This is a genomic window from Actinomycetospora lutea, assembly GCF_028737205.1.
Classification (GTDB): domain Bacteria; phylum Actinomycetota; class Actinomycetes; order Mycobacteriales; family Pseudonocardiaceae; genus Actinomycetospora; species Actinomycetospora lutea.
On sequence record NZ_JAQZAL010000002.1, the window covers coordinates 1 to 21,879 of the forward strand.

The following is a 21,879-nucleotide window of genomic DNA, read 5'->3' on the forward strand; positions in this document are numbered from 1 at the left end:
AGCCCCAGCCCCGAGCACCCGCTCCGACACCCCACTTTCTTCAGCACTCTCCTAGCGGTCCGGGGCGCGCTCGACCCCGCGGAGCGAGGGAGTCCCTGGCTGCCCGGGAGGCAGCGAGGGACGCCCTCGCTGCCCCGAGACCGCGGCCACCTACAGCGCGCGGGCCATCAGGACGCCGGCGAGCACGAGGCCCGCGACGGCGATCCCGATCCGCAGCACCGTGGTCGGGAGGCGCCGGGCGATCGCCGGGCCGCAGTAGTTGCCGACGAGCAGGCCGGCGGTCAGCGGGAGCGCCGCGGACCACGAGACCTCGCCGAGCACGGCGAACCCGACCGCCGCCACGGCGTTCGACGCCCCGAGCAGCACGTTCTTCACGGCGTTGACGCGCACGAGGCTGTCGGCGAGTGCCCGGGTCAGCAGGGCCATCATCACCACGCCCGCGGCGGCGCCGAAGTAGCCGCTGTACACGCCGACGAGCAGGACGCCCACCACCGTCGCCGCCTGCCCGGCCCGCGAGGTCACCGGCTTCGCGTCCGCCGGCCGGGGCAGCAGCAGGACCACCGACGCGCCGGCCACGAGGAACGGCACGATCAGCGCGAAGGCGTCGGACGGGGTGACGAGCACGAGGCCCGCCCCGATCGCCCCGCCGACGAGGGTGAGCGGCAGCAGGCGCAGCACCCGCGGGGCCTGGCCGCGCAGCTCCGGGCGGGACCCGAGCACCGAGCCGACGCTCGCCACCGCCAGCGCGATCGTGTTGGTCTGGTTGGCCGCCACGGGGGAGAGGCCGACCGCGAGCAGTGCCGGGTACGAGAACAGCGACGCCAGTCCGGCCATCGAGCCCGACAGCCCGGCGGCGAACCCGGCGACGACGAGCAGCGCGACCATCGGCGCCATCCCACCACCGGCGGACCCCGCCCGCCCGGGAGCGAGGCGCGGGGCACACTCGGCCCGTGGAGCACCGCGCGCCCGACGGCAGGAACCGGATCCGGGACGTCGGGATCCGCGACGAGACGATCCGGCTGGGCCAGCTGCTCAAGCTCGCGGGCCTCGTCGAGCACGGCGCCGCCGCCCGCGAGGTCCTCGAGGCCGGGGAGGTCACCGTCAACGGCCGCGGCGAGACGCGCCGGGGTCGCCAGGTCGTCCCGGGCGACGTCGTGGCCCTGGCCGGGGAGCGGATCCGCGTGCAGCGAGCCGCGAGTTGATGTGTACATGCAACGAGACCCGGGGTCGCCGTCCCGGCGAACCGGGTGGAACGACGACGACCCCGAGCCTCGGTGGGAAAAGCCCCACGGAGAGAGGTCCGAGATGGGGCTGAGAAGAAGCCTAGCCCTCCGGCGGCGGGGCGTCGCCGCCGGACACGGCCTCCGATCCGGTCGCAACCGTGTCGTCCCGGGCGCGTGATCCTGCCGTCACACAGTAACGACGGTGTGACCGTCCGTCACAGTCGTCACGTCACCCCGATCGGGGTCGGCGGGACCGTGTGACGGAACCGAGACCTACTCTATCGTGTCGATCGCTCCCGTTCGTCCGGTCGCCGTCACGGCCCGGCGCGGGCGGGATCGCACCGATCGCATCCACCGATCGTGACCACCGGGAGGACGCGGAGCGTGAGCGACGGGGAGGGTGCGACCGGCGCGGCCGGCGGCCACCGCCGGCGCGCGCGCGTCGGGCGCACCGGCGCCCGCTTCCCGCGTGCCCTCGCCGACGAGGAGCAGACCGACCCCGGCGCGGAGATCGACCCGACGGCGGTGGCCCCGGCCGCGGAAGGGCCCGACGAGGACGCGTCGGGTCCGCTGCCGCTCACCGGCGCCCGGTTCGGCTCCCGGGGCCGCCGCACGCGCCGGGAGGCCGCGCGGGCGAAGGCCGAGGACGCCGCCGTCCCGCTGCAGGCCTCGCCCGTCGCGGCACCGGCCCGCCCCGGGCCCGAGGCCGACGACCCGCCCACCCTGCCCCTGTACCTCACCGCCGACCCGCCGCCGGAGAGCACGCGCACCCGCGTGCGGCCCTACGTCCGCACCCGGGGGCGCACCCGGACGCGGGCGGACCTCGCGGTCGAGACGCTGGTGTCGATCCCGTCGCCGCGCCCGCCGCTCGAGGACCCCGAGCACGTCGCCCTGGGCGACGTCGTGGGCGACCCGCGGTCCGTGGCCGAGGTCGCGGCACTGCTCTCGGTGCCGCTGGGCGTCGCCCGGGTGATCATCGACGACATGGCGGGCGCCGGGCTGCTGGTCGTCCACCCGCGCGCGGTGGCGGCCACCGGCGCCCCGTCGCGCGACATCATGCAGCGCGTGCTGGACGGCCTGCACAGGCTGTAGAACGGGCTCATGACGGCCACGCGACCACGTCTGACGAGCTACGCCCACGGCGGCGGCTGCGCCTGCAAGATCCCGCCCGGGGAGCTCGAGGACGTGGTGCGCGGGCTGGTGCCGTCCCCGTCGACCGCGCGGGAGGGCGAGCTGCTCGTCGGGCTGGACGACGGCGACGACGCGGCCGCGGTGCGCATCCGCGACGGGCTGGCGCTGATCGCCACCACCGACTTCTTCACGCCCGTGGTCGACGACCCCTACGACTGGGGGCGCATCGCCGCCACCAACGCGCTCTCGGACGTCTACGCCATGGGCGGGCGCCCGGTGATCGCGCTGAACCTGCTGTGCTGGCCGCGCGAGGTGCTGCCCTACGAGCTGGCCGCCGAGGTGCTGCGCGGCGGGCTCGCCGTCGCCGACGACGCCGGCTGCCACGTCGCGGGCGGGCACTCGGTCGACGACCCGGAGCCCAAGTACGGCATGGCGGTCACGGGCACCGCCGACCCCGACGCGCTCATCCGCAACGACGCCGCGCGCCCGGGCACCCCGCTGACGCTGACCAAGCCGCTCGGGCTCGGCGTGCTCAACAACCGGCACAAGGCCACCGGGGAGTCGTTCGACGAGGCCGTCGCGGTGATGACGACGCTGAACGCCGAGGCCTCCCGTGCGGCGGTCGCGGCCGGCGTCCGGGCGGGCACCGACATCACCGGCTTCGGGCTGCTCGGGCACACGCACAAGATGGCCCGCGCGTCGGGGGTCACCGCGGTGATCGACAGCGCGGCGGTGCCCTTCCTCGACGGCGCGCGCGAGGCCGCCCGCGACGGCTACGTGCCCGGCGGGTCGCGGCGCAACCTCGACTGGGTGCGCCCGCACGCCCGCCTCGACGTCGACGAGACCATGGCCCTGCTGCTCGCCGACGCCCAGACCTCCGGCGGCCTCCTGCTCGCCGGCGAGATCCCCGGCCACCCGGTGATCGGCGAGATCGTGGCGCCCGAGGACGGGGTCACCCTGCGGGTGCGCTGAGAGCCTGGCCCCACAGGTCCTGCGCGGCCTCGCGGACCTCCGCCACGTCGACGTCGTGGGTGGCGCTCTCCTCGTGCCCGCACCAGCCGTCGAGCACCCGCCGCCCGCACACCCGGCAGCCGCCGTGCCAGGACACGAGCACGCGGTGCCACACGCGGGTCAGCGGGGCGACGTCGGCGAGGTTGGCGTAGGTGAACACCGCGACCGTCGGCGTCCCGACCGCGCCCGCGAGGTGCCGCGGGCCCGAGTCGTTGCCCAGCATCACCGTGGCCCGCGACAGCAGCCCGAGCAGCGCGGGCAGGTCCAGCGTGCCCACCGCCGTCTCCGGCGGCGTACGCATCCCCGCGGCCACGCGCTCGACGCGGGCGGCGTCCCCGGCCCCGCCGGCGACGACCACGCGGGCGCCGCCGTCGGCGAGGTCCTGGGCCACGGCGCCCAGGCGCTCCTCGGGGTAGCAGCGGCGGGCGTCGGTGGCGCCCGGGTGCACGACGAGCAGCGGGGCGTCACCGGGCGGGACGACGGCGTACGAGGCGGCGAGGTCCTCGTCACGCACCTCCACCCGCGGCTCGACACGCCGGCCCGCCGCGCCGGCGGCCGCGGCGACCTCCAGCCAGCGGATGGTGTCGTGCTGGTAGGGCCAGTACGGCACCCAGCGGTCGGGGCGCGGCGCGTCGGGGGTGGCGGAGCCGACCGTGACGCGGGCGCCGAGGCGCAGCAGCAGCGCGTTGGAGTTGCGCCCGCCGCCGTGCATCTGGACGGCGAGGTCGTAGCCGTGGGCGCGCTGCTCGGCGCACCAGGCGTCGACCTCCTCTGCGCTCGCGTCGGGCTCGGGGCCGACGCGCACGCCGGTCATGAGGGGCACGGTGACGACGCGGTCCACCGGCGAGCGGCGGCCCTCGAGCAGTGCGGCGTGGTGGGGCTGGCCGAGCAGGGTGATCTCGGCGTCGGGGTAGGCGTGGCGCAGCGCGGCGAGGGCCGGCTCGGAGACGACGTAGTCGCCGAGCCCGTTCGCGCGCAGCACCGCGAGCCGGCGGACGTCGGGCACCGGGGGAGCGGGAGCGGCTGGCAGGCCGAGTGCCGGGGCGACCCGCGGAACGATCACGGCGGAAGAGCTTACGGTCGGGGCATGGCGAACGAGCAGCGAGCAGCGTTGGTGACCGGATCGGGCAGCGGGATCGGCCGGGCGATCGTCGACCGTCTGCACGGCGACGGCTGGTCGGTCCTCGGGGTGGACCTCAAGGCGCCCGAAGGAGATCTGGCTGAGACGCTCCCCGGGCCCTCCCTGGGCGCCGACCTCACGACCCGCGAGGGCAACCGCGCCGCGGTCGACGCCGCGCTCGAGCACTTCGGGCGCCTCGACCTCGTCGTCGCCAACGCCGGGTTCCAGCACGTCTCCCCGGTGGCCGACTTCGACGAGGACCGCTGGGACGCCCTGCTCGCCATCCTCCTGACCAGCCCGTTCCTGCTCGCCAAGTACGCGTGGGAGGCCCTGCGCGCGGCCCCCGAGGGCGGGCGCTTCGTGGCGATCGCGTCGGCGCACGCGCTGGCCGCCTCGCCGTTCAAGGCGGGCTACGTCTCGGCGAAGCACGGCGTGCTCGGCCTGGTGAAGACGCTCGCGCTCGAGGGCGCCCCGGACGGGATCACCGCCACCGCGGTCTGCCCGGGCTACGTGCGCACCCCGCTCGTCGAGCGCCAGATCGCCGACCAGGCGAAGGCCCACGGCATCAGCGAGGACCGGGTGCTCGAAGAGGTGATCCTCACACCGCACGCGCTCAAGCGGCTCATCGAGCCCTCCGAGGTCGCCGACGTCGTCGCGTTCCTGCAGACCAGCGCGGGCGGGGCGTTCACCGGGTCGCCGGTCACGATGGACCTCGGCTGGACGGCTCGCTGACCCGGTCGTTGCGATACTGCGGCCCGTGACCCTCCGGGAGCTCGCCCACGAGCGCTGGCTCACCGTCCCCAACGCGCTGAGCGTCGTGCGCCTGGCCGGTGTGCCGCTGTTCCTGTGGCTGCTGCTGGGGCCGCGCGCCGACGGGTGGGCCCTGGTGGTGCTGGTCGCGAGCGGGATCACCGACTGGCTCGACGGCCGCATCGCCCGCGCGCTCGACCAGTACAGCCGGCTCGGCGAGATGCTCGACCCGCTCGCCGACCGGCTCTACACCGTGGCCACGCTCGTGGCGTTCCTCATCCGCGGGATCGTGCCGTGGTGGGTGCTCGCGCTGATCATCGGACGCGACGTCGTCGTCTCGCTCGCGCTGCCGCTGCTGCGGCGCAAGGGCTACCTCGCCTTCCCGGTGCTCTACATCGGCAAGGCGGCGACGCTGAACCTGCTCTACGCGTTCCCGCTGCTGCTGCTCGCCCAGATGGACTGGGCGGGCGCCGACGTCGCGCGGCCGTTCGCCTACGCCTTCACGGCCTGGGGCATCGCCCTGCACCTGTGGTCGGGGACGCTCTACCTGGTGCAGCTGGTGCGGACCGAGCCGGCCCCGCCGCCCGGGCGGGCGTGACGCGCGCCCCGGTGCGGTTGGCCCCCGCGCGCCGGGGCCTCTAGCCTGCCGCGGCCCGACCGAACCGAGCAGCACACGGACAGAGGAGGCGCCGGTGGTCCCCGAGGGCCTGCGCTACACCGCCGAGCACGAGTGGATCACCGCGACCGAGGGGGACGCGACCATCGTCCGCATCGGCATCACGGACTACGCCCAGGACCAGCTGGGTGACGTCGTGTACGTCGCGCTGCCGAGCGTCGGCGCGGCCGTCTCGTCCGGCGAGTCCGTGGCCGAGGTGGAGTCGACGAAGTCGGTCTCGGAGATCTACGCGCCGCTCGACGGCGAGGTCACCGCGGTCAACGACGCGCTCGCCGAGACGCCGGAGCTCATCAACTCCGACCCCTACGGCTCCGGCTGGATGATGGAGCTGCGGGTGCCGAGCGCGCGCGCCATCGACGAGCTGCTCGACGCGGAGGGCTACCAGGCCGTCATCGACGGCTCCTGAGGCTCCGACGAGGGGTCTTCTCCCTACGCTCCGCCACAGCACGCGGATGCGCGCTCACGGTGGGTGGGGAGGGACTCGACCCCGTGACGGGGACCGGTACCGTGACGGCCACCTCGCGACGATCCGTCACCGAGCCCGCACCGACGCCCTCGCCGAGGGGGCGCCGCGAGGGCCCGCCGGGACGGGCGGGACGACCTGGACGAGCACGACACGACGGAGGAGCACGGTGAGCACAGGCGGTCCCCCGGTCCCCCCCGAGCGTCAGGGCGAGACGACGTCGGTCTTCCGGGCCGACTTCCTGGCCGAGCCCGAGGCCGAGTCGCGCAGCGCGCCGGTCTCCGGCGTCGACTCCCTGCCGGCGGGTTCGGCCCTGCTGGTGGTCAAGCGCGGTCCCAACGCGGGCTCGCGCTTCCTGCTCGACCGCGACACGACGAGCGCGGGGCGCCACCCCGACAGCGACATCTTCCTCGACGACGTCACCGTCTCCCGTCGCCACGCGGAGTTCCGCCGTGACGGGGCCGAGTTCGTCGTGGTCGACGTCGGCAGCCTCAACGGCACCTACGTCAACCGCGAGCCGGTCGACACGGCCGTGCTCGCCAACGGCGACGAGGTCCAGATCGGCAAGTTCCGGCTCGTCTTCCTCACCGGCCCTCGCGACGGCGGGTCGGCCGGGGCGGGGGCGGGGCTGGAGTGACCGCCGCCGGGCTGCCCGAGCCGGGGGGAGCCCCCCTCTCGATCGGTTCGGTCCTGGACGCGCTGCGGGCGGAGTTCCCGGAGATCACGATCTCCAAGATCCGCTTCCTCGAGTCCGAGGGGTTGATCCGCCCCGCCCGTACCCCGGCGGGGTACCGGCAGTTCTCGCACGACGACGTGGTGCGGCTGCGCTTCGTCCTGTCGGCGCAGCGGGACCACTACCTCCCGCTCAAGGTCATCCGCTCGCGGCTCGAGGAGTTCGACCGCAACCCGGTGCCCGGCGGGCCGTCGTTGCCCGGTGACACGGTCACCGGCGGCGAGGTCGCGCTCGCCGGCGCGCCGGGTGTCGAGACTGGTGGGCCCGGCGGGCCGGGTGGCCCCGGGGGCCCGGGCGGGCCGCGCGGGTCCGGTCCGGTCCTGACGGGCACCGGCGCGTCCGCGCAGCTGCGCAGCCTCGCGTCGGTGGCCGACCGCGCCGAGCCCGACGAGGACCCCGACGGGCTCGCCGGCGTGGGGCGGGGCGACTCGGTGGGCCGCGACGTGCTGCTCGCCGAGGACGGGGTCGACGCCGCCCTGCTCGACGGCCTCGAGCACCACGGGATCCTGCGCGCCGACCCCGACGGTCGCTACGAGCCCGAGGACGTCCTCGTGGCGCGGACCGCGGGGGCGCTCGCGCGCCTCGGCGTCGAGCCGCGCCTGCTGCGCTCGGCGCGGGCCAGCGCGGACCGCGAGGTCGGCCTGCTGACCCAGCTCGTCACCCCGGTGGCGCGCAGCCGCGGACCCGAGGCGGCGCGGCGGGCCGAGGAGCTGTCGTCCGAGCTCGCGGCCCTCTCCGGGCGCCTGCACGCCCTGCTCGTGGGCGCGGGTCTGCGTCACGGCCTGCGCCGCTGACACCCCCGTCGCCGGGGCGTCACACGCCCGTCACGAGGCCCTCCGCGGGCCTCCTGATCCGCTCGGCGACGCAACCCCCGACGCGTCCTCGGACGCGCGCGCGGGGGTGCCCGAGCGTGTAGCGTCACGGGTCGTCGACCGGTGACCGGGGAGACGGAGCCCAGGGCTCTCGAGGGCTCGATCCATTCGAGGAGGGCGAGTCGCATGAGTGAGATGCGTGTCGTGGGGGTTCGGGTCGAGCTCCCCGCGAACCAGCCGATCCTCCTGCTGCGCGAGGCCGAGGGCGACCGGTACCTGCCGATCTGGATCGGCTCGGTCGAGGCCACCGCGATCGCCCTCGAGCAGCAGGGCGTCAAGCCGGCCCGGCCCCTGACCCACGACCTCCTCAAGGACGTCCTCGGCGCGCTCGACCGCCGCCTCGAGCAGGTGCGGATCATCGACCTGCAGGAGGGCACCTTCTACGCGGAGCTCGTCTTCGACGGCGACGTCCGCGTCTCGGCCCGTCCCAGCGACTCGGTGGCCCTCGCCCTGCGCGTCGGCGTCCCGATCCACGCCGAGGAGGGCGTCCTCTCCGAGGCCGGGCTCGTCATCCCCGACGAGCAGGAGGACGAGGTCGAGAAGTTCCGCGAGTTCCTCGACTCCGTGTCCCCCGAGGACTTCCGGGGGGCCGACACGTAGGTGCGCGGCCCTCGCTATCCTCACCCTCAACTCGAGGTCGAGAGTCGCCGCGCGTCGCGTTGACCCCCGTCTCCGCCGCTCGTACCGTCGGCGTCACCACGGGACGAGGGAGGCACATCGGTGAGCGGTGGTCAGGACGGCGGTCCCGCCGGCCCCGAGCTCGAGCCCCTCGGCCCGGAGGGTGAGCAGGGTCTGCTGTTCGCGGACGAGCTGTTCGGCGACGACGGTGTGCCGGGCAACGGCGAGGTCCTCGGGTACCGCGGTCCGGCCGCCTGCCAGATCGTCGGCATCACCTACCGCCAGCTCGACTACTGGGCGCGCACGAAGCTCGTGGTGCCGAGCATCCGCACGGCCACGGGGTCGGGCTCGCAGCGGCTGTACTCGTTCAAGGACCTCGCGGTGCTCAAGGTGGTCAAGAACCTCCTCGACACCGGCGTCTCGCTGAACAACATCCGCGTCGCCGTCGAGCAGCTGCGCCGCCACGGCGTCCGCGACCTCGCGCGCATCACCCTCTTCTCCGACGGCGTCACCGTCTACGAGTGCACCTCGCCGGAAGAGGTCGTCGACCTGCTGCAGGGTGGCCAGGGCGTGTTCGGCATCGCCGTCGGCGGCGCCATGCGCGAGATCTCCGGCAGCATCTCGCGGTTCCCGGCCGAGCGCGCCGACGCCGCCGCCGTCGAGCACGCGCCCGAGGACGAACTGGCCTCGCGTCGCAACCGGGGCGCCCGCTCCGCGGGCTGACGGGCCCGCCCGCATCCGCGGGCGGCGAGGCTGGTGACGCGGGCCACGCTGGTCCTGGGGTCCCCGCGCCATCTGCGGTACCCTCCACGCGTCGTTCTTGGACACCGCGCGGGAGAGACCTGCAGACAGAAGCCTCTGGGTGCAGGCGCCGAAGGAGCAACTCCTCCCCGGAACCTCTCAGGCACCCCGACCGCGCGGAGGAGACGACCTCTGGAAAGAGGTGTGCGGTCCGGGTCCTGCCGGGATCGTCCACCCGCCGATGGTGCAAGCCGAGGGTGAGCCCACCCCACCGGCGAAGCTCTCAGGCGCTCGCAGCGAAGCGGGCAGCGGCAGAGGGGGAGGCCGCGTTCCGGACGGAGACGTCCGCAGCGCGAGGCCCCAGTTCGCCCTGCCGCCGGAGGCGTCGATGACCGCACAGCCTGGTTCCGAGTCCCGTTCCTCCTGGGAGACCGCCCCGCTCGCCGCGCTCGAGCACGGTGTCCCGTTCGCCGACCGCCACGTCGGGCCCGACGCCCGCGGCCTCGCCCGCATGCTCGAGACGGTCGGCGTCGGCTCGCTCGAGGAGCTCGCCGACCGGGCGATGCCCACGTCGATCCGCACCGACCCCGCCGACTGGTCGGACGACCCGACCGGCGCCGCCCCGCCCCCGCCGGCCACCGAGGCCCAGGTCCTCGAGGAGCTGCGCGAGCTGGCGGCCCGCAACACGGTCCTGGAGCCGATGCTCGGGCTCGGCTACCACGGCACGATCACCCCGCCGGTGATCCGCCGCAACGTGCTCGAGGACCCGGCCTGGTACACGGCGTACACGCCCTACCAGCCCGAGATCTCCCAGGGCCGGCTCGAGGCGCTGCTGAACTTCCAGACGATGGTCTGCGACCTCACCGGCCTCGACGTCGCCGGCGCCTCCATGCTCGACGAGTCCACCGCGGCCGCCGAGGCGATGCTCCTGCTGCGCCGGGCCGACAAGGCCAAGTCCTCACGCTTCCTCGTCGACGCCGACACGCTGCCCCAGACGATCGCCGTGCTCCACACGCGTGCCGAGGCGCTGGGCATCGAGCTGCAGATCGTCGACGTCACCACCGAGCTCCCCGCCGACGACTTCTTCGGCCTGCTCCTCGCCGCGCACGGCGCGTCCGGGGCGCTGCGCGACCACCGCGGCGTCGTCGAGGCCGCCCACGCGCGCGGCGCCGCCGTCGTCGCGGCCTGCGACCTGCTGGCCGCCGCGCTGGTCACCCCGCCCGGGGAGATCGGCGTGGACGTCGCGGTCGGCTCCACCCAGCGCTTCGGCGTCCCGCTCGGCTTCGGCGGCCCGCACGCGGGCTTCCTCGCCGTCCGGCAGAAGCTCGCGCGTCAGCTGCCGGGCCGGCTCGTCGGGACGTCGGTCGACGCCGACGGCGACCCGGCCCACCGGTTGGCCCTGCAGACCCGCGAGCAGCACATCCGCCGCGACAAGGCTACCAGCAACATCTGCACCGCCCAGGTGCTGCTCGCGGTGATCGCGTCGATGTACGGCGTGCACCACGGCGCCTCGGGCCTGCGCACCATCGCCCGGCGCACCCACCGGATGGCCGCGGTCCTGGCCGCCGGCCTGGTCAAGGGCGGCGTCGAGGTCGTGCACCGCGAGTTCTTCGACACCGTGCTCGTGCGCGTCCCGGGCGGCGCGGCCGGGGCGGTCGCGGCCTGCCGCGGCGAGGGCATCCTCGTGCGCGAGGTCGACGCCGACCACGTCGGCGTCTCCTGCTCCGAGCAGACCACCCGCGAGCACCTGCGGGCCCTGTGGCGGGCGTTCGGCGCCGGCGAGATGGACGTCGAGGACCTCGACGCCGCCACCGACGACGCGATCCCGGCGGCGCTCGCGCGCACGTCGAGCTACCTCACCCACCCCGTCTTCCACCGCCACCGCAGCGAGACCGCGCTGCTGCGCTACCTGCGCGAGCTCTCCGACAAGGACGTCGCGCTGGACCGCAGCATGATCCCGCTGGGCTCCTGCACGATGAAGCTCAACGCCACCGCCGAGATGGAGCCGATCACCTACCCCGGCTTCGCGGGGCTGCACCCGTTCGCCCCGGAGTCCGACGCCCCCGGGATGCTGCAGGTGATCCACGACCTCGAGGACTGGCTGGTGCACCTCACCGGCTACCACGCGGTGTCGCTGCAGCCCAACGCCGGCTCGCAGGGCGAGCTCGCGGGCCTGCTCGCCATCCGCGCGTACCACCGCAGCCGCGGCGACCTCCAGCGCGACGTCTGCGTCATCCCGTCCTCGGCGCACGGCACCAACGCCGCGTCGGCGATCTCCGCGGGGATGCGGGTGAAGGTCGTCAGGACGACCGACCGTGGTGACGTCGACCGCGAGCACCTGGACGAGGTGATCGCCGAGGCGGGCGACGCGCTCGCCGCCATCATGATCACCTATCCGTCGACGCACGGGGTGTACGAGCCGCACGTGCGCAAGGTCTGCGCGGCCGTGCACGACGCCGGCGGCCAGGTCTACGTGGACGGCGCCAACCTCAACGCCCTGGTCGGGCTCGCCCGCCCCGGCCGCTTCGGCGCCGACGTCAGCCACCTGAACCTGCACAAGACCTTCTGCATCCCGCACGGCGGCGGCGGCCCCGGCGTCGGCCCGGTCGGCGTGGCCGAGCACCTGGCCCCGTTCCTGCCCAACCACCCGGCCCAGCCGTCGGCGGGTCCGGACACCGGCGTCGGGCCGGTCGCGGGCGCGCCCTGGGGCTCGGCGTCGATCCTGCCGATCTCCTGGGCCTACGTCCGGCTCATGGGCGTCGACGGGCTGCGCCGCGCGACGCTGACCGCGGTGGCCGCCGCCAACTACGTCGCCACGCGGCTGGCGGACCACTTCCCGACGCTCTACACGGGCCCGGACGACTTCGTCGCCCACGAGTGCATCCTCGACCTGCGGCCGATGACGAAGTCCTCGGGCATCACGGTCGACGACGTCGCCAAGCGTCTCGCCGACTACGGCTTCCACGCGCCGACGATGTCGTTCCCCGTGGCGGGGACGCTCATGGTCGAGCCGACGGAGTCCGAGGACCTCGACGAGATCGACCGCTTCTGCGACGCGATGATCGCGATCCACGGCGAGGTGGCCCGCGTCGAGTCGGGGGAGTGGCCGGCGGACGACAACCCGCTAGTGCACGCCCCGTTCACGGCCCGCTCCGTGCTGGTGGGGGAGTGGGACCACGCCTACAGCCGCGAGGAGGCCGCCTTCCCGGCCGGCGGGCGCCCCACGAAGATCTGGCCGCCGGTGCGGCGCATCGACGCCGCGCACGGCGACCGCCACCTCGTCTGCTCCTGCCCGCCGCTGGAGGAGCTCGCCGAGTCCTGACGTCCCCGGGAGCGAGGGACGCCCTGACTGCGTGCCAGGCAGCCGGGGCGTCCTTCGCTGCTCATCACGGGGCCGGCGCCGAGGGTGCGAGGGTCGCTCTCGCCGCCGCCCCGCGGCCCGGCTTCCTCGGCGGCGACCCCGGGTACGCGGCGTGTCGGTCTCACTCGATCGTGTGTCCAGAGGTGACACTGTGGCCCACGAGATCAGGGGGTCCACGTGGGCGTGCTCATGGCCGCAGGCATCGTCGTCGGTATCACCGTGGGTTTCATCGTCGGCCGACGCTGGGCCGAGTACTTCCGTGCGAGGCGGGACGCCAGCAACGTCTTCAACAGCCGCAAGGTCTATCGGGGGAAGAGCGACCTCGCGTTCGTGCTCGGCGGCCTGCTCATCCTCGGCGTCGCGATCTTCTTCGCCAACAGCGCGACCTACTGAGGCGCTCACCCGCTCGCGGCCCCGGGCTCGTCCAGCGCCGCACGCATCCGCTCCAGCGTGACGCCCCGCGCGGCGAGCAGGGGCATCGCACGTCCGGTCTCGGAGTGCAGCATCCCGAGCAGGACGTGCTCGGTGCCGATCGAGCGGTCGCCACGCCGGATCGCCTCGCGCAGGGCGAGCTCGAGGACCTTCTTGGCGGCGCGGTCGAACGGGATGTGACCCCAGCGCCGACCGCGGCTCCCGGCGGCCCGCGTGCTCTCCAGGGCGCCGGGGCCGAACGCGTCCTCGACGCGCTCGCGGACCTCGTCGAGGTCGATCCCGACGCTCGCGAGCGCGGCCTTGTCGGGGAGGTCGGGCTGGTCGGGCCGCTCGGTCGGCCCGGCCGCGCCCAGGTCGGCCTCGACGACCGCGCGCGTCACGCCGCGCGCCGCGAGCAGTGTCGCCGCGCGCGTGTCGGTCGCCCGGCACAGGCCGAGCAGCAGGTGCTCGCTGCGGATCCGGTCGGCGGCGCGCTCGCGGGCGTCCTGCTGCGCGAGCACCACCACCCGCCGCGCCGGCTCGGTGAATCGTTCGAACACGTCGGCCTCCCGCCGGTCGATCCGTCAGTCGATGTGGCGGCGGTACTTCTTGTGCACCGCCTGCCGGCTGACCGACAGTCCCGCGGCGATCTGCTGCCAGGACCATCCCTGGTCGCGCGCGTTGCGGACCTGCAGCTCCTCGAGGGACTCGAGGAGCGTCCGCAACGACGCGACCGCCGCGAGGCCCGTCGCCGGGTCCCGCGAGGACGCCGCGGCCGCCACCGCCGTCGCATCAGCCATGCCGTCAATCTAGGTTGACACGCGAGAGCTGTCAACCGACGTTGACACGACGGCGGCGCCGCTGCTCAGACCGTGATCGCCTCGGTGGGCGCGTCCGGAGCCGGCACGATCGGCGGCGGGGTCGTGGCGTGGCGCAGCGCCCAGGCCAGGACGTAGTCCGCGATCTCCTCCCAGCCCGGGGCGGCGGGCAGGAGGTGCGGCTTGCTCCCGAACTCGACGACCTCGGTGATCGTCTTCTCCGCCTTGTAGTGCGCGGCGTTCGACCACTGCACCTTCGGCGGCATGATGTTGTCGCAGCTCCCGCCGACGAACAGCAGCGGCGCCCGGTCCTCGTTGTGGTAGTCCACCCAGGTGCCCTGGTGGCCGGGCGTGAGGTTCGCGAGCGCGCTCTCGAACAGGATGCTGCCCGAGACGGGCACGGCGTAGCGCTCGTAGAGGGCGCGGGCCTGCTCCTCGGGGAAGGTGTTGGTGAACGCGTAGTTCCAGTGCTCGAAGTCGTAGCGGATCGCGCGGTGGCGGTTCGCCGGGTTCTTCAGCACCGGGAACGTGGCCTTGACCTGCGACAGCGGGATCACCGGCACGCCCTCGGTCGGCGCCGAGTTCAGCGCGACGCCGGCCGCGCCGAAGCCGTGGTCGAGCAGGATCTGGGTGAACGCCCCGCCCGCGGAGTGGCCGATGATGATCGGCGGCGAGGAGAGCCCGCGCAGGATCTCCTCGAGGTGCTCGACGATCGCGGGGACGGTGAGCGCCTCCACGGGGGAGGGGTCGGCGTTGAGCGACTCGACCTCGACCTCGAAGCCGGGGTAGGCCGGGGCGATCACCCGGTACCCCTGCGCCTCGTAGTGGGCGACCCACTGCTCCCACGAGCGCGGGGTCACCCAGAAGCCGTGGACGAGGACGATGGTGTCGGGCGTACGCGGCGCGCTGGTCATGCTCGTGACTCCTCGATCGGCCTACGGTGTGATCACCGTAGGTAGACCTTCAGTGCCGGAGTTGCCCGAGAGTGCGCGGTTCTTGCCCCAGGATGCAATCGCAGGCTTGGTATCACCGCGCGATTTCTCTACGCTGAGTCACCATGCTGGTGCTCGACTCCCGGGACGCCCCGGCCGCCGAGCGCGCCGAGCTCGTCACGACCCTCATGGCCGAGACGAGCGCCGCCACCGTCACGCTCGCGCCGCACGCCGACCTCCACGCGCGCATGGAGCTCTGGCAGCTCGGCCGGCTCCCGCTGTTCCGGAGCGAGTCGTCGGGGATGGCGATGTCCCGCGACGTGCGCCGGGCCCGCCGCGACGAGGCGCCGATCGTGGCGCTCGCGGTGCAGGAGCGCAGCTCCGCCCGTCACGAGCAGTTCGGCCACCAGCAGACCGTCGCCCCCGGCCGGCTGATGCTGGTCGACCTGACCGCCCCCTTCGCGTTCTCGTGGGCGACCTCCGGTGCGTCGCGGGCGCTGCAGGTGCCGTTCGACGCGCTCGGTCTCCCGATGGAGGTGGTCCGCGCCGCCGCGCCGCACCTCGAGGCCAGCCCGCTCGCGGCCCTGGTCAGCCGCCACGTCGTCGACCTGTTCGGGGCGGCCGACCGGCTCGAGGCCGGCGAGCAGGCCGCGGCGATCGGGGCGGCGAGCATCGACCTCGTGCGCGCCCTGCTCGCCTCGACGACCCGCGCCCCGCTCGCCCGTGGCGTGCACCACGAGACCCTGCTCGCGCGGATCCACGAGTACGTGCGCCAGCGCCTGCGCGACCCCGACCTCGGCGCGGACGAGATCGCGGCGGTGCACAACATCTCCCGCCGCCAGCTCTACGCGCTGTTCGCCCGCGCGGGCAGCAGCCTCGAGCAGACGATTATCACGCGGCGCCTCGAGGGGGCCCACGACGAGCTCGGCCGGCCCGGCGCGCGGCACAAGGCGATCGCCACCGTCGCCCACGAGTGGGGCTTCCGGGATGCCGCGCACTTCACCCGCCGGTTCAAGGACGCCTTCGGGATGACGCCGCGGGAGCGGCGCGCGGCCGGGGACGAGGGCGGGCCCTAGGACAGGGTCGTCGTCCCCGGCGTGAGCACGACCGGCACGGGGGCGCCGCGGACGATCGCGCCGCCGGGGTCGCCGAGCAGGACCCGGGTGGCCGTGCCGGCCGCGTTGGCGCCGACCACGAGGACCTCGCCGTCGTCCCAGCCGATGCCCGCCACCGCCTCCTCGACGCTGGCCCCGGCGGCGGCGAGGGTCTCGGCGTCGCCGACCCCGAGCTCGGCGAGCCCCGCCCGCTGGGCGGCGACCATCTGCTCGCGCCACTGCTCGACGACGACCTCCTCGGCGTGCAGACCCGCCTCAGGTGGCACGGTCGGCCCGCGCTGGGGGCCGAACGACGCGACGCGCAGCGAGGCGCCGGTGCGCCGCGCGAGGTCGACGGCCGTGGCGAGCACCCTGGCGGCGTGCCGGCCGCCGCCCCAGGCGCAGGTCACGCGGGTGACGGGGCCGTCGTGGACCGCGGTGTCGCCGGCCAGCGCGACGGGGACGTCGGCGGAGCGGGCGAGGCGGGCCCCCACCGAGCCCGGCCCGGGCGGCGCGTCGCCGAGCACGATCACCGCGGCCTGCCGGGCGTGGGCCGCGCGCGCGAGGCCGCCGGGGACCGAGCGGTCCTCGACCACGGTCGTCTCGACCTCGACGCCGTCCACGGCGGGGGTGGCGTCCCCGGGGTCCGCGGGCGCCTCCTCTCCGGGCGAGGTCACCGTGCACACCACGAGCGGACCCCCGAGCGCGCGGGTCAGGCGGGCGCCGAACACGAGGGCCCCGCGCCCCGGCTCCCTGCCGGGCACGCGGCCGACCAGGACGGTCACGACGCCTCCTCCGCGGTCGATGTGGCCAGCCGCGAGTGCCGGGCGCCGTAGAACCGCCAGAACACGAGCGCGACGCCGAGCCAGAGCACGAACACCAGCAGCGTGATCCACTGCAGCCCGGAGACCAGGTAGACACAGGCGGCGATCGAGAGGACCGGGGTCACCGGGTAGCCCGGCACCCTGAAGCCGCGCGGCAGGTCGGGCGCGGTGCGGCGCAGCACCATCACGCCGACCGAGACCACCGCGAACGCCACCAGCGTCCCCACGCTGACCAGGTCGGCGAGCACGTCGAGCGGGATCAGCCCGGCGAGGACCGCCACGGCGACGCCGACCATGATCGTGGTGGGGACCGGGGTCAGCGTCCGCGGGTTCACCCGCGAGAGCAGGGGCGGGAGCATGCCGTCGCGGCTCATCGAGAACAGGATGCGCGACTGGGCGTACATCGTCACCAGCGTGACGCTGAAGATCGAGATGACGGCGCCCGCGGCCACGACGATGCCCGGCCACGCGGAGCCGGTGACCTCGCCCATGATCGCGGCGAGGCCGGCCTGCTGGCCCTCGAACTCGGTCCAGGGCTGGGCGCCGACCGCCGAGACCGCCACGAGCAGGTAGATCGCGGTGACCGTGACGAGCGCGAGCATGAGGGCGCGCGGCAGGCTGCGCCGGGGGTCGCGGACCTCCTCGCCCGCCGTCGACACCGCGTCGAGGCCGATGAACGAGAAGAACACCGTGCCCGCCGCGGCGCCCACGCCGCTGAACCCGAGCGGGGTGAACTCCGCGAAGTTGTCGATCGAGAACGCCGTGAAGGCGATGCCGACGAACAGCAGCAGCACGCCGAGCTTGATCACCACCATGACCGCGTTGACCGTCGCGGACTCGCTGACGCCGCGGATCAGCAGCAGCGTGCAGAGCACCACGAGGATCACGGCGGGCAGGTTGAACGCCCCGCCCGCGCCCGGCGCGCCGGACAGCGCATCGGGGAAGCGGAGGCCGACCGTGGCCTCGAGAAGGGCGTTGAGGTACTCCGACCAGCCCACCGCCACCGCGGCCGACGACACGAGGTACTCGAGGATCAGGCACGCCGCCACGGCCATCGCCGCGGCCTCGCCGAGCGTGGCGTAGGCGTAGGAGTACGACGAGCCCGACACCGGCACCGCCGACGCGAGCTCGGCGTAGCAGAGCGCGGTGAGCCCGGCGGTGATGGCGGCGATGACGAAGGACAGGACGACGGCGGGCCCGGCCTCCGGGGTGGCCTCGGAGAGCACGAAGAAGATGCCGGTGCCGACCGTGGACCCGATGCCGATGGCCGCGAGCTGACCGAGGCCCATCGAGCGCCTGAGGTCGCCGCCCTCGTGCCCCCCGCTCGCGTCCGCGCCGGTCTCGGCGGCCATCGCGGTGACCGGTTTGCGCCGCAGCCACGCGGAGCGGTCGGGTCCGGGCACGGGTCCCCCCTCGAGGTTGCTGCGACCACACCCCGACGGCCTCGAGTCGATGGTCGAGCTCCGCAGGCTCCCGCTCCGGGCGGGTGATCGAGAGCCTAACCTCCGGTACGGATCACGGCGGCTTCACTCGTCCGGCGCCCGACCGAGAGCGCGACGATGGCCGCGACGACCGTCACGATGCCGACGACCCACAGCCCGGCGCGCTGGCTGCCGGTGAGGTCGGCGAGCCCGCCGGTGACGTAGGGGGCGGCGAACCCGGAGATGTTGCCCAGCGAGTTGATCAGCGCGATGCCCCCGGCCGCGGCCGCGCCGGTCAGGAACTGCGAGGGCAGCGGCCAGAACGTCGGCAGGGCGGCGCAGGTGCCGACGGCGCACACGGTCACCGCGGCCATCGCCGAGTACGGGTCCTCGAGGTAGAGCGCGACGGGGATCGCGACCCCGCCGAGGATCATCGGCAGCGCGAGCCACCAGCGCCGGCCGCCCTCGCCGGCGAGGAAGCCGCCCTCGGCGCGGGCGGCGGCCCGGTCGGCGGCGCGGCTCCACACGACCATCCCGATCGCCGCGACCGCGTAGGGGATCGAGGTGACCAGGCCCTTCTCGATCGTGTCGAGCTTGGTGCCGAACTGCTGCTCGAAGTCCGACACGATCGTCGGCAGGAAGAACCCGAGCGCGTAGAGCCCGTAGGTGACCCCGAAGTAGACGAACGCGAGGGCGAGGATGCGCGGCGCGGTGAGCGCGCGGCGCAGCGGCCAGTGGCCGGACGCCTCCACCTCGGCGGCCTCGGCGTCGAGGCGCCGGCGCAGCCAGGAGCGTTCGTCCTCGGCGAGCCAGCGGGCCTGCTCGGGCCGGTCGGTGAGCGCGAAGAAGGTCACGACGCCGAGCAGGATCGCCGGGATCCCCTCGAACAGGAACATGACCCGCCAGCCCGACAGGCCGAACAGCCCGTCGCCCGCGGAGATGATCAGCGCGCTCACCGTCGAGCCGACCGCCGTGGAGATCGGCACCGCGACCATGAACCAGCCGACCGCCCGCGCCCGGTACTCGGCCGGGAACCAGAAGGTCAGGTACAGGATGATCCCGGGGAAGAACCCGGCCTCGGCCACGCCGAGCAGGAACCGCAGGATGATCAGCACGGTGGCGTTCGGGGCGAACGCCATGACCGAGGCGACGATCCCCCAGGACACGAGGATTCGGGTGATCCACCGGCGCGCGCCGAAGCGGTGCAGCGCGAGGTTGCTGGGCACCTCGAGCAGCAGGTAGCCGATGAAGAAGATGCCCGAGGCGAGCCCGAACACCGTCGCCGTCATGCCCAGCTCGCGGTTCATGCCGTTGGGCCCGGCGAAACCGATGTTGACGCGGTCGAGGTAGTTGACGAAGTACAGCACCCCGAGCAGGGGCATCAAGCGCCAGGCGACCTTGCGGAGCGCCCGGCGCCCGACGTCACTGTCCGTGCTCGATCCGCTCGTCTCCGTGGACACCCGTTCAGTGGACCAGGTGGGTGAGGTCCCTGTGAAGTGCTCCGGACGCGTGTGTCAGCCGCAGCTGCGCAGCGCCGACACGTCCGGCGAGCCCCCGCGGTCGAACGAGATGTGCACGTGGTCCTCGTGGTTGGCCGTGGCGCCGCCGCGGTCCTCCATGCCCTCCCACCCGGAACCGGTGTTGATCCGCTGGTCCCAGATCACGTACGAGACGCCGAGGTCGTCCTTGTTCTCGATGACGCAGTCGGCGATCGTGTCGCCGTCGGTGGTCATGAAGTCGAGGGCGTAGCCGCCGGGGTGGTCGGACTGGCCGCCGCGGCTGCCGACACCGAGGACGTCGTGGCCGGGGAAGACGCACTCCATCGCGTTGCCGACCTCCTGCACGGAGTCGGCCACGCCGCCGTACGAGCTCGAGGCACCGCAGCCCGTGATCGAGGCGGTGCGCTCCTGCTCGGCGGCCGCCTCCTGGGCGCGCTGCTGCTCGGCCTGGCGGGCCTGGGCCTGCCGCGCCGTCGCGGCGTCGGCGGCGCGGTCGCGCTCGGTGGCCTTGATCAGGTCGGCCGAGGCGGCGCTCGTGCCGGGCCCGCTGACCGGGGCCACGGCCGCCTGCGTCCCGCCGCTGCTCGGGGTGGCCGCGAGGGCCGCGCCCTGCGCCGAGAGCTCGAGGGTCGCCGCGGCGTCCTGCGTGTCCTGGTCGGGCAGGGCGATGACCGCCGGCCCGACCAGCGCGAGCGCGCTGCCCGTCAGGCCAGCGGCCACGGCACCGTGCCGGATCGCGGCGCGACCGGGGGAGCGGTGCCGGGACGCGCCGCGGACGGCGCCCTCGGGCATGACGAACGGGACGGTACGGGGCTCGCGCTGTCCTGCGTGCGCGTCACGGCCCCAGGGGGAGCGTTGCCGTGTCACGTGCTGCCTTCCGGTCACGGAACGGCCTGGCGACGCCGTCGGGGTCGGTCGTCGCCGCGGGGAGGGAGCTGATCACCGGTGGGGGAGCCGTGACCAACTCGTGACCGTTCCGTGAGCGACAGTAGACGAACCGGACGCCGAGATCAGGTCGGGTTGCCCGCGTGACGCCGGGCGGGACGTGCGGCGCGGTCGGCGGTCACGACCCGGTCACGCACCGCGGTGACCGGTACCCGGCGGACCGCTCAGCACACGACCCGGGCGGCGATCGCGCGGCCGAGCAGGGTGCCCGAGCGCCACGCCGTCTCGACCTTCGGGCTGCCCCAGCCGTCGCCGCACAGCCCGACGAGGTCGTCGGTGAGCACGAACTCCTCCTCGTGCGGCCGGGCCGGGCTGGCGTAGGTCCAGCGGTGCGCGTGCGTCCACGCCGGCGCGTCGTCCAGGTCGAGCAGCCCGGTGACGGCGGCGACGACGGGCGGGACCGCCCCCTCGGGGTCGTCGAGGTGGCGCCGGGCCCGCTCGGCGGTGGTGTGGGCGACGAGCACCGGGGCGTGGTCACCGCGCCGGTCGCCGTCGTCGGCGAGGAGGTCGACGTCGGGGTGCCCGTTGACGAACGCCGCCCGGAGACGCAGCGGAGCGGAGCTCGACCCCGGAATCGGAAGGCGCTCCCAGCTGCGGTGCCCGTAGCCCAGGGCCACCGAGACGACGGGGTTCCACTCCCGGCCGGCGACCAGGGCGCCGGCGCGCAGCGCGGGGTGCAGCAGGCGCGCGGCCTGCGGGTCGGGCATGGCCAGCACCACGGCGCACGCGGGGATGCCGTCGACCGCGGGGCCGGGCTCGACGGCGGTCACCGTGTGGCCGGTGCTGACCGGCACGTCCTCGGCGAGGTCGGCGACCAGCGAGCGCAGCCCGCCGGGCGCGCACCACCGCTCGGGGCCGGCCTTCGACGACCAGCTGCCGTCGGCCTCCCGGCTGGCCAGCGTGTCCGTCCACGGCACGGCGAGGCCGCGCCCGCGCCAGCCCTCGACGACGCCGGCGAACTCGTCGTCGCGCACGGTGAAGTAGGCGGCGCCCAGGTCGACGAGGTGCACGCCGCCCTCGGGCAGGGGGCGGCTCGCCATGCGACCGCCGACGCGGTGCGAGCGCTCGAACACCCGCACGGGCACCCCGGCGGCGACCAGGGCCCGCGCGCACGCGATCCCGCTGATGCCGCCGCCCACGACGAGCACCTCGGTGCGGACGGCGTCGACGGTCGAGCTCCGCTGCGCTCCGTCTCCCGCGGTGTCCATGGTCGAGCTCCGCTGCGCTCCGTCTCCC

At 74.7% G+C, this 21,879-nt stretch carries 23 protein-coding genes and 1 riboswitch; of the genes, 13 read left to right on the top strand and 10 right to left on the bottom strand.

The genetic code is table 11. The features are described 5' to 3' along the window. Positions 1 to 150 precede the first annotated feature (150 nt). Complete coding sequence (locus PHK61_RS02575; RefSeq protein ID WP_274279409.1) at positions 151 to 894, bottom strand: sulfite exporter TauE/SafE family protein; 744 nt, start codon at positions 892 to 894, stop codon at positions 151 to 153. 56 nt (positions 895 to 950) lie between these two features. Between PHK61_RS02575 and PHK61_RS02580 the strand changes: the two genes are divergently transcribed. The 3 genes from PHK61_RS02580 (at position 951) to selD (ending at position 3,326) form a co-directional block, all read left to right on the top strand. Further along, on the top strand, positions 951 to 1,202 hold the full coding sequence (locus tag PHK61_RS02580) for an RNA-binding S4 domain-containing protein (protein ID WP_274279410.1): 252 nt from the start codon (positions 951 to 953) through the stop codon (positions 1,200 to 1,202). A 405-nt stretch (positions 1,203 to 1,607) separates the two neighbouring features. Then, complete coding sequence (locus PHK61_RS02585) at positions 1,608 to 2,315, top strand: DUF742 domain-containing protein (RefSeq protein WP_274279411.1); 708 nt, start codon at positions 1,608 to 1,610, stop codon at positions 2,313 to 2,315. Between the two features lie 9 nt (positions 2,316 to 2,324). Then, on the top strand, positions 2,325 to 3,326 hold the full coding sequence (gene selD, locus PHK61_RS02590) for a selenide, water dikinase SelD (protein WP_274279412.1): 1,002 nt from the start codon (positions 2,325 to 2,327) through the stop codon (positions 3,324 to 3,326). Here selD and PHK61_RS02595 read toward each other — a convergent pair. Continuing rightward, the gene (locus tag PHK61_RS02595; RefSeq protein WP_274279413.1) at positions 3,307 to 4,428 is read right to left on the bottom strand and encodes a glycosyltransferase family 9 protein; all 1,122 of its coding nucleotides are present in this window, start codon (positions 4,426 to 4,428) and stop codon (positions 3,307 to 3,309) included. The genes selD and PHK61_RS02595 overlap by 20 nt on opposite strands. 24 nt (positions 4,429 to 4,452) lie before the next feature. Between PHK61_RS02595 and PHK61_RS02600 the strand changes: the two genes are divergently transcribed. The 9 genes from PHK61_RS02600 (at position 4,453) to PHK61_RS02640 (ending at position 13,092) form a co-directional block, all read left to right on the top strand. Beyond that, positions 4,453 to 5,217 (top strand): SDR family oxidoreductase, encoded by a 765-nt coding sequence (locus PHK61_RS02600; protein WP_274279414.1) that lies wholly within the window; start codon positions 4,453 to 4,455, stop codon positions 5,215 to 5,217. 25 nt (positions 5,218 to 5,242) lie between these two features. Then, positions 5,243 to 5,833, top strand: coding sequence for a cardiolipin synthase ClsA (gene clsA / locus PHK61_RS02605; protein WP_337993910.1), 591 nt, complete (start codon positions 5,243 to 5,245; stop codon positions 5,831 to 5,833). Between the two features lie 94 nt (positions 5,834 to 5,927). Further along, positions 5,928 to 6,317 (top strand): glycine cleavage system protein GcvH, encoded by a 390-nt coding sequence (gene gcvH, locus PHK61_RS02610; RefSeq protein WP_274279415.1) that lies wholly within the window; start codon positions 5,928 to 5,930, stop codon positions 6,315 to 6,317. A gap of 226 nt (positions 6,318 to 6,543) precedes the next feature. Beyond that, positions 6,544 to 7,011 (top strand): glycogen accumulation regulator GarA, encoded by a 468-nt coding sequence (gene garA, locus PHK61_RS02615; protein ID WP_274279416.1) that lies wholly within the window; start codon positions 6,544 to 6,546, stop codon positions 7,009 to 7,011. Continuing rightward, a complete protein-coding gene (locus tag PHK61_RS02620; RefSeq protein ID WP_274279417.1) occupies positions 7,008 to 7,901 on the top strand; it encodes a MerR family transcriptional regulator in 894 nt (297 codons plus the stop codon). The genes garA and PHK61_RS02620 overlap by 4 nt, the downstream gene beginning before the upstream one ends. A 204-nt stretch (positions 7,902 to 8,105) precedes the next feature. Further along, the gene (locus tag PHK61_RS02625) at positions 8,106 to 8,579 is read left to right on the top strand and encodes a bifunctional nuclease family protein (protein WP_116710890.1); all 474 of its coding nucleotides are present in this window, start codon (positions 8,106 to 8,108) and stop codon (positions 8,577 to 8,579) included. A gap of 192 nt (positions 8,580 to 8,771) precedes the next feature. After that, positions 8,772 to 9,320: a MerR family transcriptional regulator gene (locus PHK61_RS02630; RefSeq protein ID WP_274279700.1), complete on the top strand. Its 549-nt coding sequence runs from the start codon at positions 8,772 to 8,774 to the stop codon at positions 9,318 to 9,320. 99 nt (positions 9,321 to 9,419) lie between these two features. Then, a riboswitch (glycine riboswitch) is annotated at positions 9,420 to 9,523 on the top strand. Between the two features lie 203 nt (positions 9,524 to 9,726). Beyond that, positions 9,727 to 12,660: an aminomethyl-transferring glycine dehydrogenase gene (gene gcvP / locus PHK61_RS02635; RefSeq protein WP_274279418.1), complete on the top strand. Its 2,934-nt coding sequence runs from the start codon at positions 9,727 to 9,729 to the stop codon at positions 12,658 to 12,660. 216 nt (positions 12,661 to 12,876) lie between these two features. Next, positions 12,877 to 13,092 carry a hypothetical protein gene (locus PHK61_RS02640; RefSeq protein ID WP_274279419.1) on the top strand — a complete coding sequence of 72 codons (216 nt, stop codon included), beginning with the start codon at positions 12,877 to 12,879 and terminating at the stop codon, positions 13,090 to 13,092. A gap of 5 nt (positions 13,093 to 13,097) precedes the next feature. On the opposite strand, the gene PHK61_RS02645 is transcribed toward PHK61_RS02640, so the two are convergent. From PHK61_RS02645 to PHK61_RS02660, 3 genes are all read right to left on the bottom strand, one after another. Next, on the bottom strand, positions 13,098 to 13,670 hold the full coding sequence (locus PHK61_RS02645; RefSeq protein WP_420791337.1) for a Clp protease N-terminal domain-containing protein: 573 nt from the start codon (positions 13,668 to 13,670) through the stop codon (positions 13,098 to 13,100). Between the two features lie 24 nt (positions 13,671 to 13,694). Further along, on the bottom strand, positions 13,695 to 13,910 hold the full coding sequence (locus tag PHK61_RS02655) for a helix-turn-helix domain-containing protein (RefSeq protein ID WP_274279420.1): 216 nt from the start codon (positions 13,908 to 13,910) through the stop codon (positions 13,695 to 13,697). Positions 13,911 to 13,975: 65 nt separating this feature from the next. After that, a complete protein-coding gene (locus PHK61_RS02660; protein WP_274279421.1) occupies positions 13,976 to 14,842 on the bottom strand; it encodes an alpha/beta hydrolase in 867 nt (288 codons plus the stop codon). A gap of 143 nt (positions 14,843 to 14,985) precedes the next feature. Between PHK61_RS02660 and PHK61_RS02665 the strand changes: the two genes are divergently transcribed. Continuing rightward, entirely contained in the window at positions 14,986 to 15,936 is a 951-nt protein-coding gene (locus PHK61_RS02665; RefSeq protein WP_274279422.1) for a helix-turn-helix domain-containing protein, read from the top strand. On the opposite strand, the gene PHK61_RS02670 is transcribed toward PHK61_RS02665, so the two are convergent. The 5 genes from PHK61_RS02670 to PHK61_RS02690 form a co-directional block, all read right to left on the bottom strand. Beyond that, a complete protein-coding gene (locus PHK61_RS02670) occupies positions 15,933 to 16,739 on the bottom strand; it encodes a universal stress protein (protein WP_274279423.1) in 807 nt (268 codons plus the stop codon). The genes PHK61_RS02665 and PHK61_RS02670 overlap by 4 nt on opposite strands. After that, positions 16,736 to 18,130, bottom strand: coding sequence for an APC family permease (locus PHK61_RS02675; protein ID WP_274279702.1), 1,395 nt, complete (start codon positions 18,128 to 18,130; stop codon positions 16,736 to 16,738). Before PHK61_RS02675 ends, PHK61_RS02670 begins: the two co-directional genes overlap by 4 nt. Positions 18,131 to 18,276: 146 nt before the next feature. After that, complete coding sequence (locus PHK61_RS02680; protein ID WP_274279703.1) at positions 18,277 to 19,581, bottom strand: MFS transporter; 1,305 nt, start codon at positions 19,579 to 19,581, stop codon at positions 18,277 to 18,279. A 132-nt stretch (positions 19,582 to 19,713) separates the two neighbouring features. Then, positions 19,714 to 20,490: a VldE C-terminal domain-containing protein gene (locus PHK61_RS02685; RefSeq protein WP_274279424.1), complete on the bottom strand. Its 777-nt coding sequence runs from the start codon at positions 20,488 to 20,490 to the stop codon at positions 19,714 to 19,716. 317 nt (positions 20,491 to 20,807) lie between these two features. Further along, a complete protein-coding gene (locus tag PHK61_RS02690; RefSeq protein ID WP_274279425.1) occupies positions 20,808 to 21,851 on the bottom strand; it encodes an NAD(P)/FAD-dependent oxidoreductase in 1,044 nt (347 codons plus the stop codon). Positions 21,852 to 21,879: the final 28 nt, after the last annotated feature.

Bases quoted from the DNA above. Each gene is read 5' to 3' on its own strand.
- PHK61_RS02660 (WP_274279421.1), bottom strand. From the start codon at position 14,842: ATGACCAGCGCGCCGCGTACGCCCGACACCATCGTCCTCGTCCACGGC.
- PHK61_RS02685 (WP_274279424.1), bottom strand. From the start codon at position 20,490: ATGCCCGAGGGCGCCGTCCGCGGCGCGTCCCGGCACCGCTCCCCCGGT.
- PHK61_RS02655 (WP_274279420.1), bottom strand. From the start codon at position 13,910: ATGGCTGATGCGACGGCGGTGGCGGCCGCGGCGTCCTCGCGGGACCCG.
- gcvP (WP_274279418.1), top strand. From the start codon at position 9,727: ATGACCGCACAGCCTGGTTCCGAGTCCCGTTCCTCCTGGGAGACCGCC.
- selD (WP_274279412.1), top strand. From the start codon at position 2,325: ATGACGGCCACGCGACCACGTCTGACGAGCTACGCCCACGGCGGCGGC.
- PHK61_RS02680 (WP_274279703.1), bottom strand. From the start codon at position 19,581: ATGCCCCTGCTCGGGGTGCTGTACTTCGTCAACTACCTCGACCGCGTC.
- PHK61_RS02690 (WP_274279425.1), bottom strand. From the start codon at position 21,851: ATGGACACCGCGGGAGACGGAGCGCAGCGGAGCTCGACCGTCGACGCC.
- PHK61_RS02675 (WP_274279702.1), bottom strand. From the start codon at position 18,130: ATGGCCGCCGAGACCGGCGCGGACGCGAGCGGGGGGCACGAGGGCGGC.
- PHK61_RS02575 (WP_274279409.1), bottom strand. From the start codon at position 894: ATGGCGCCGATGGTCGCGCTGCTCGTCGTCGCCGGGTTCGCCGCCGGG.
- PHK61_RS02600 (WP_274279414.1), top strand. From the start codon at position 4,453: ATGGCGAACGAGCAGCGAGCAGCGTTGGTGACCGGATCGGGCAGCGGG.
- PHK61_RS02625 (WP_116710890.1), top strand. From the start codon at position 8,106: ATGAGTGAGATGCGTGTCGTGGGGGTTCGGGTCGAGCTCCCCGCGAAC.
- PHK61_RS02665 (WP_274279422.1), top strand. From the start codon at position 14,986: ATGCTGGTGCTCGACTCCCGGGACGCCCCGGCCGCCGAGCGCGCCGAG.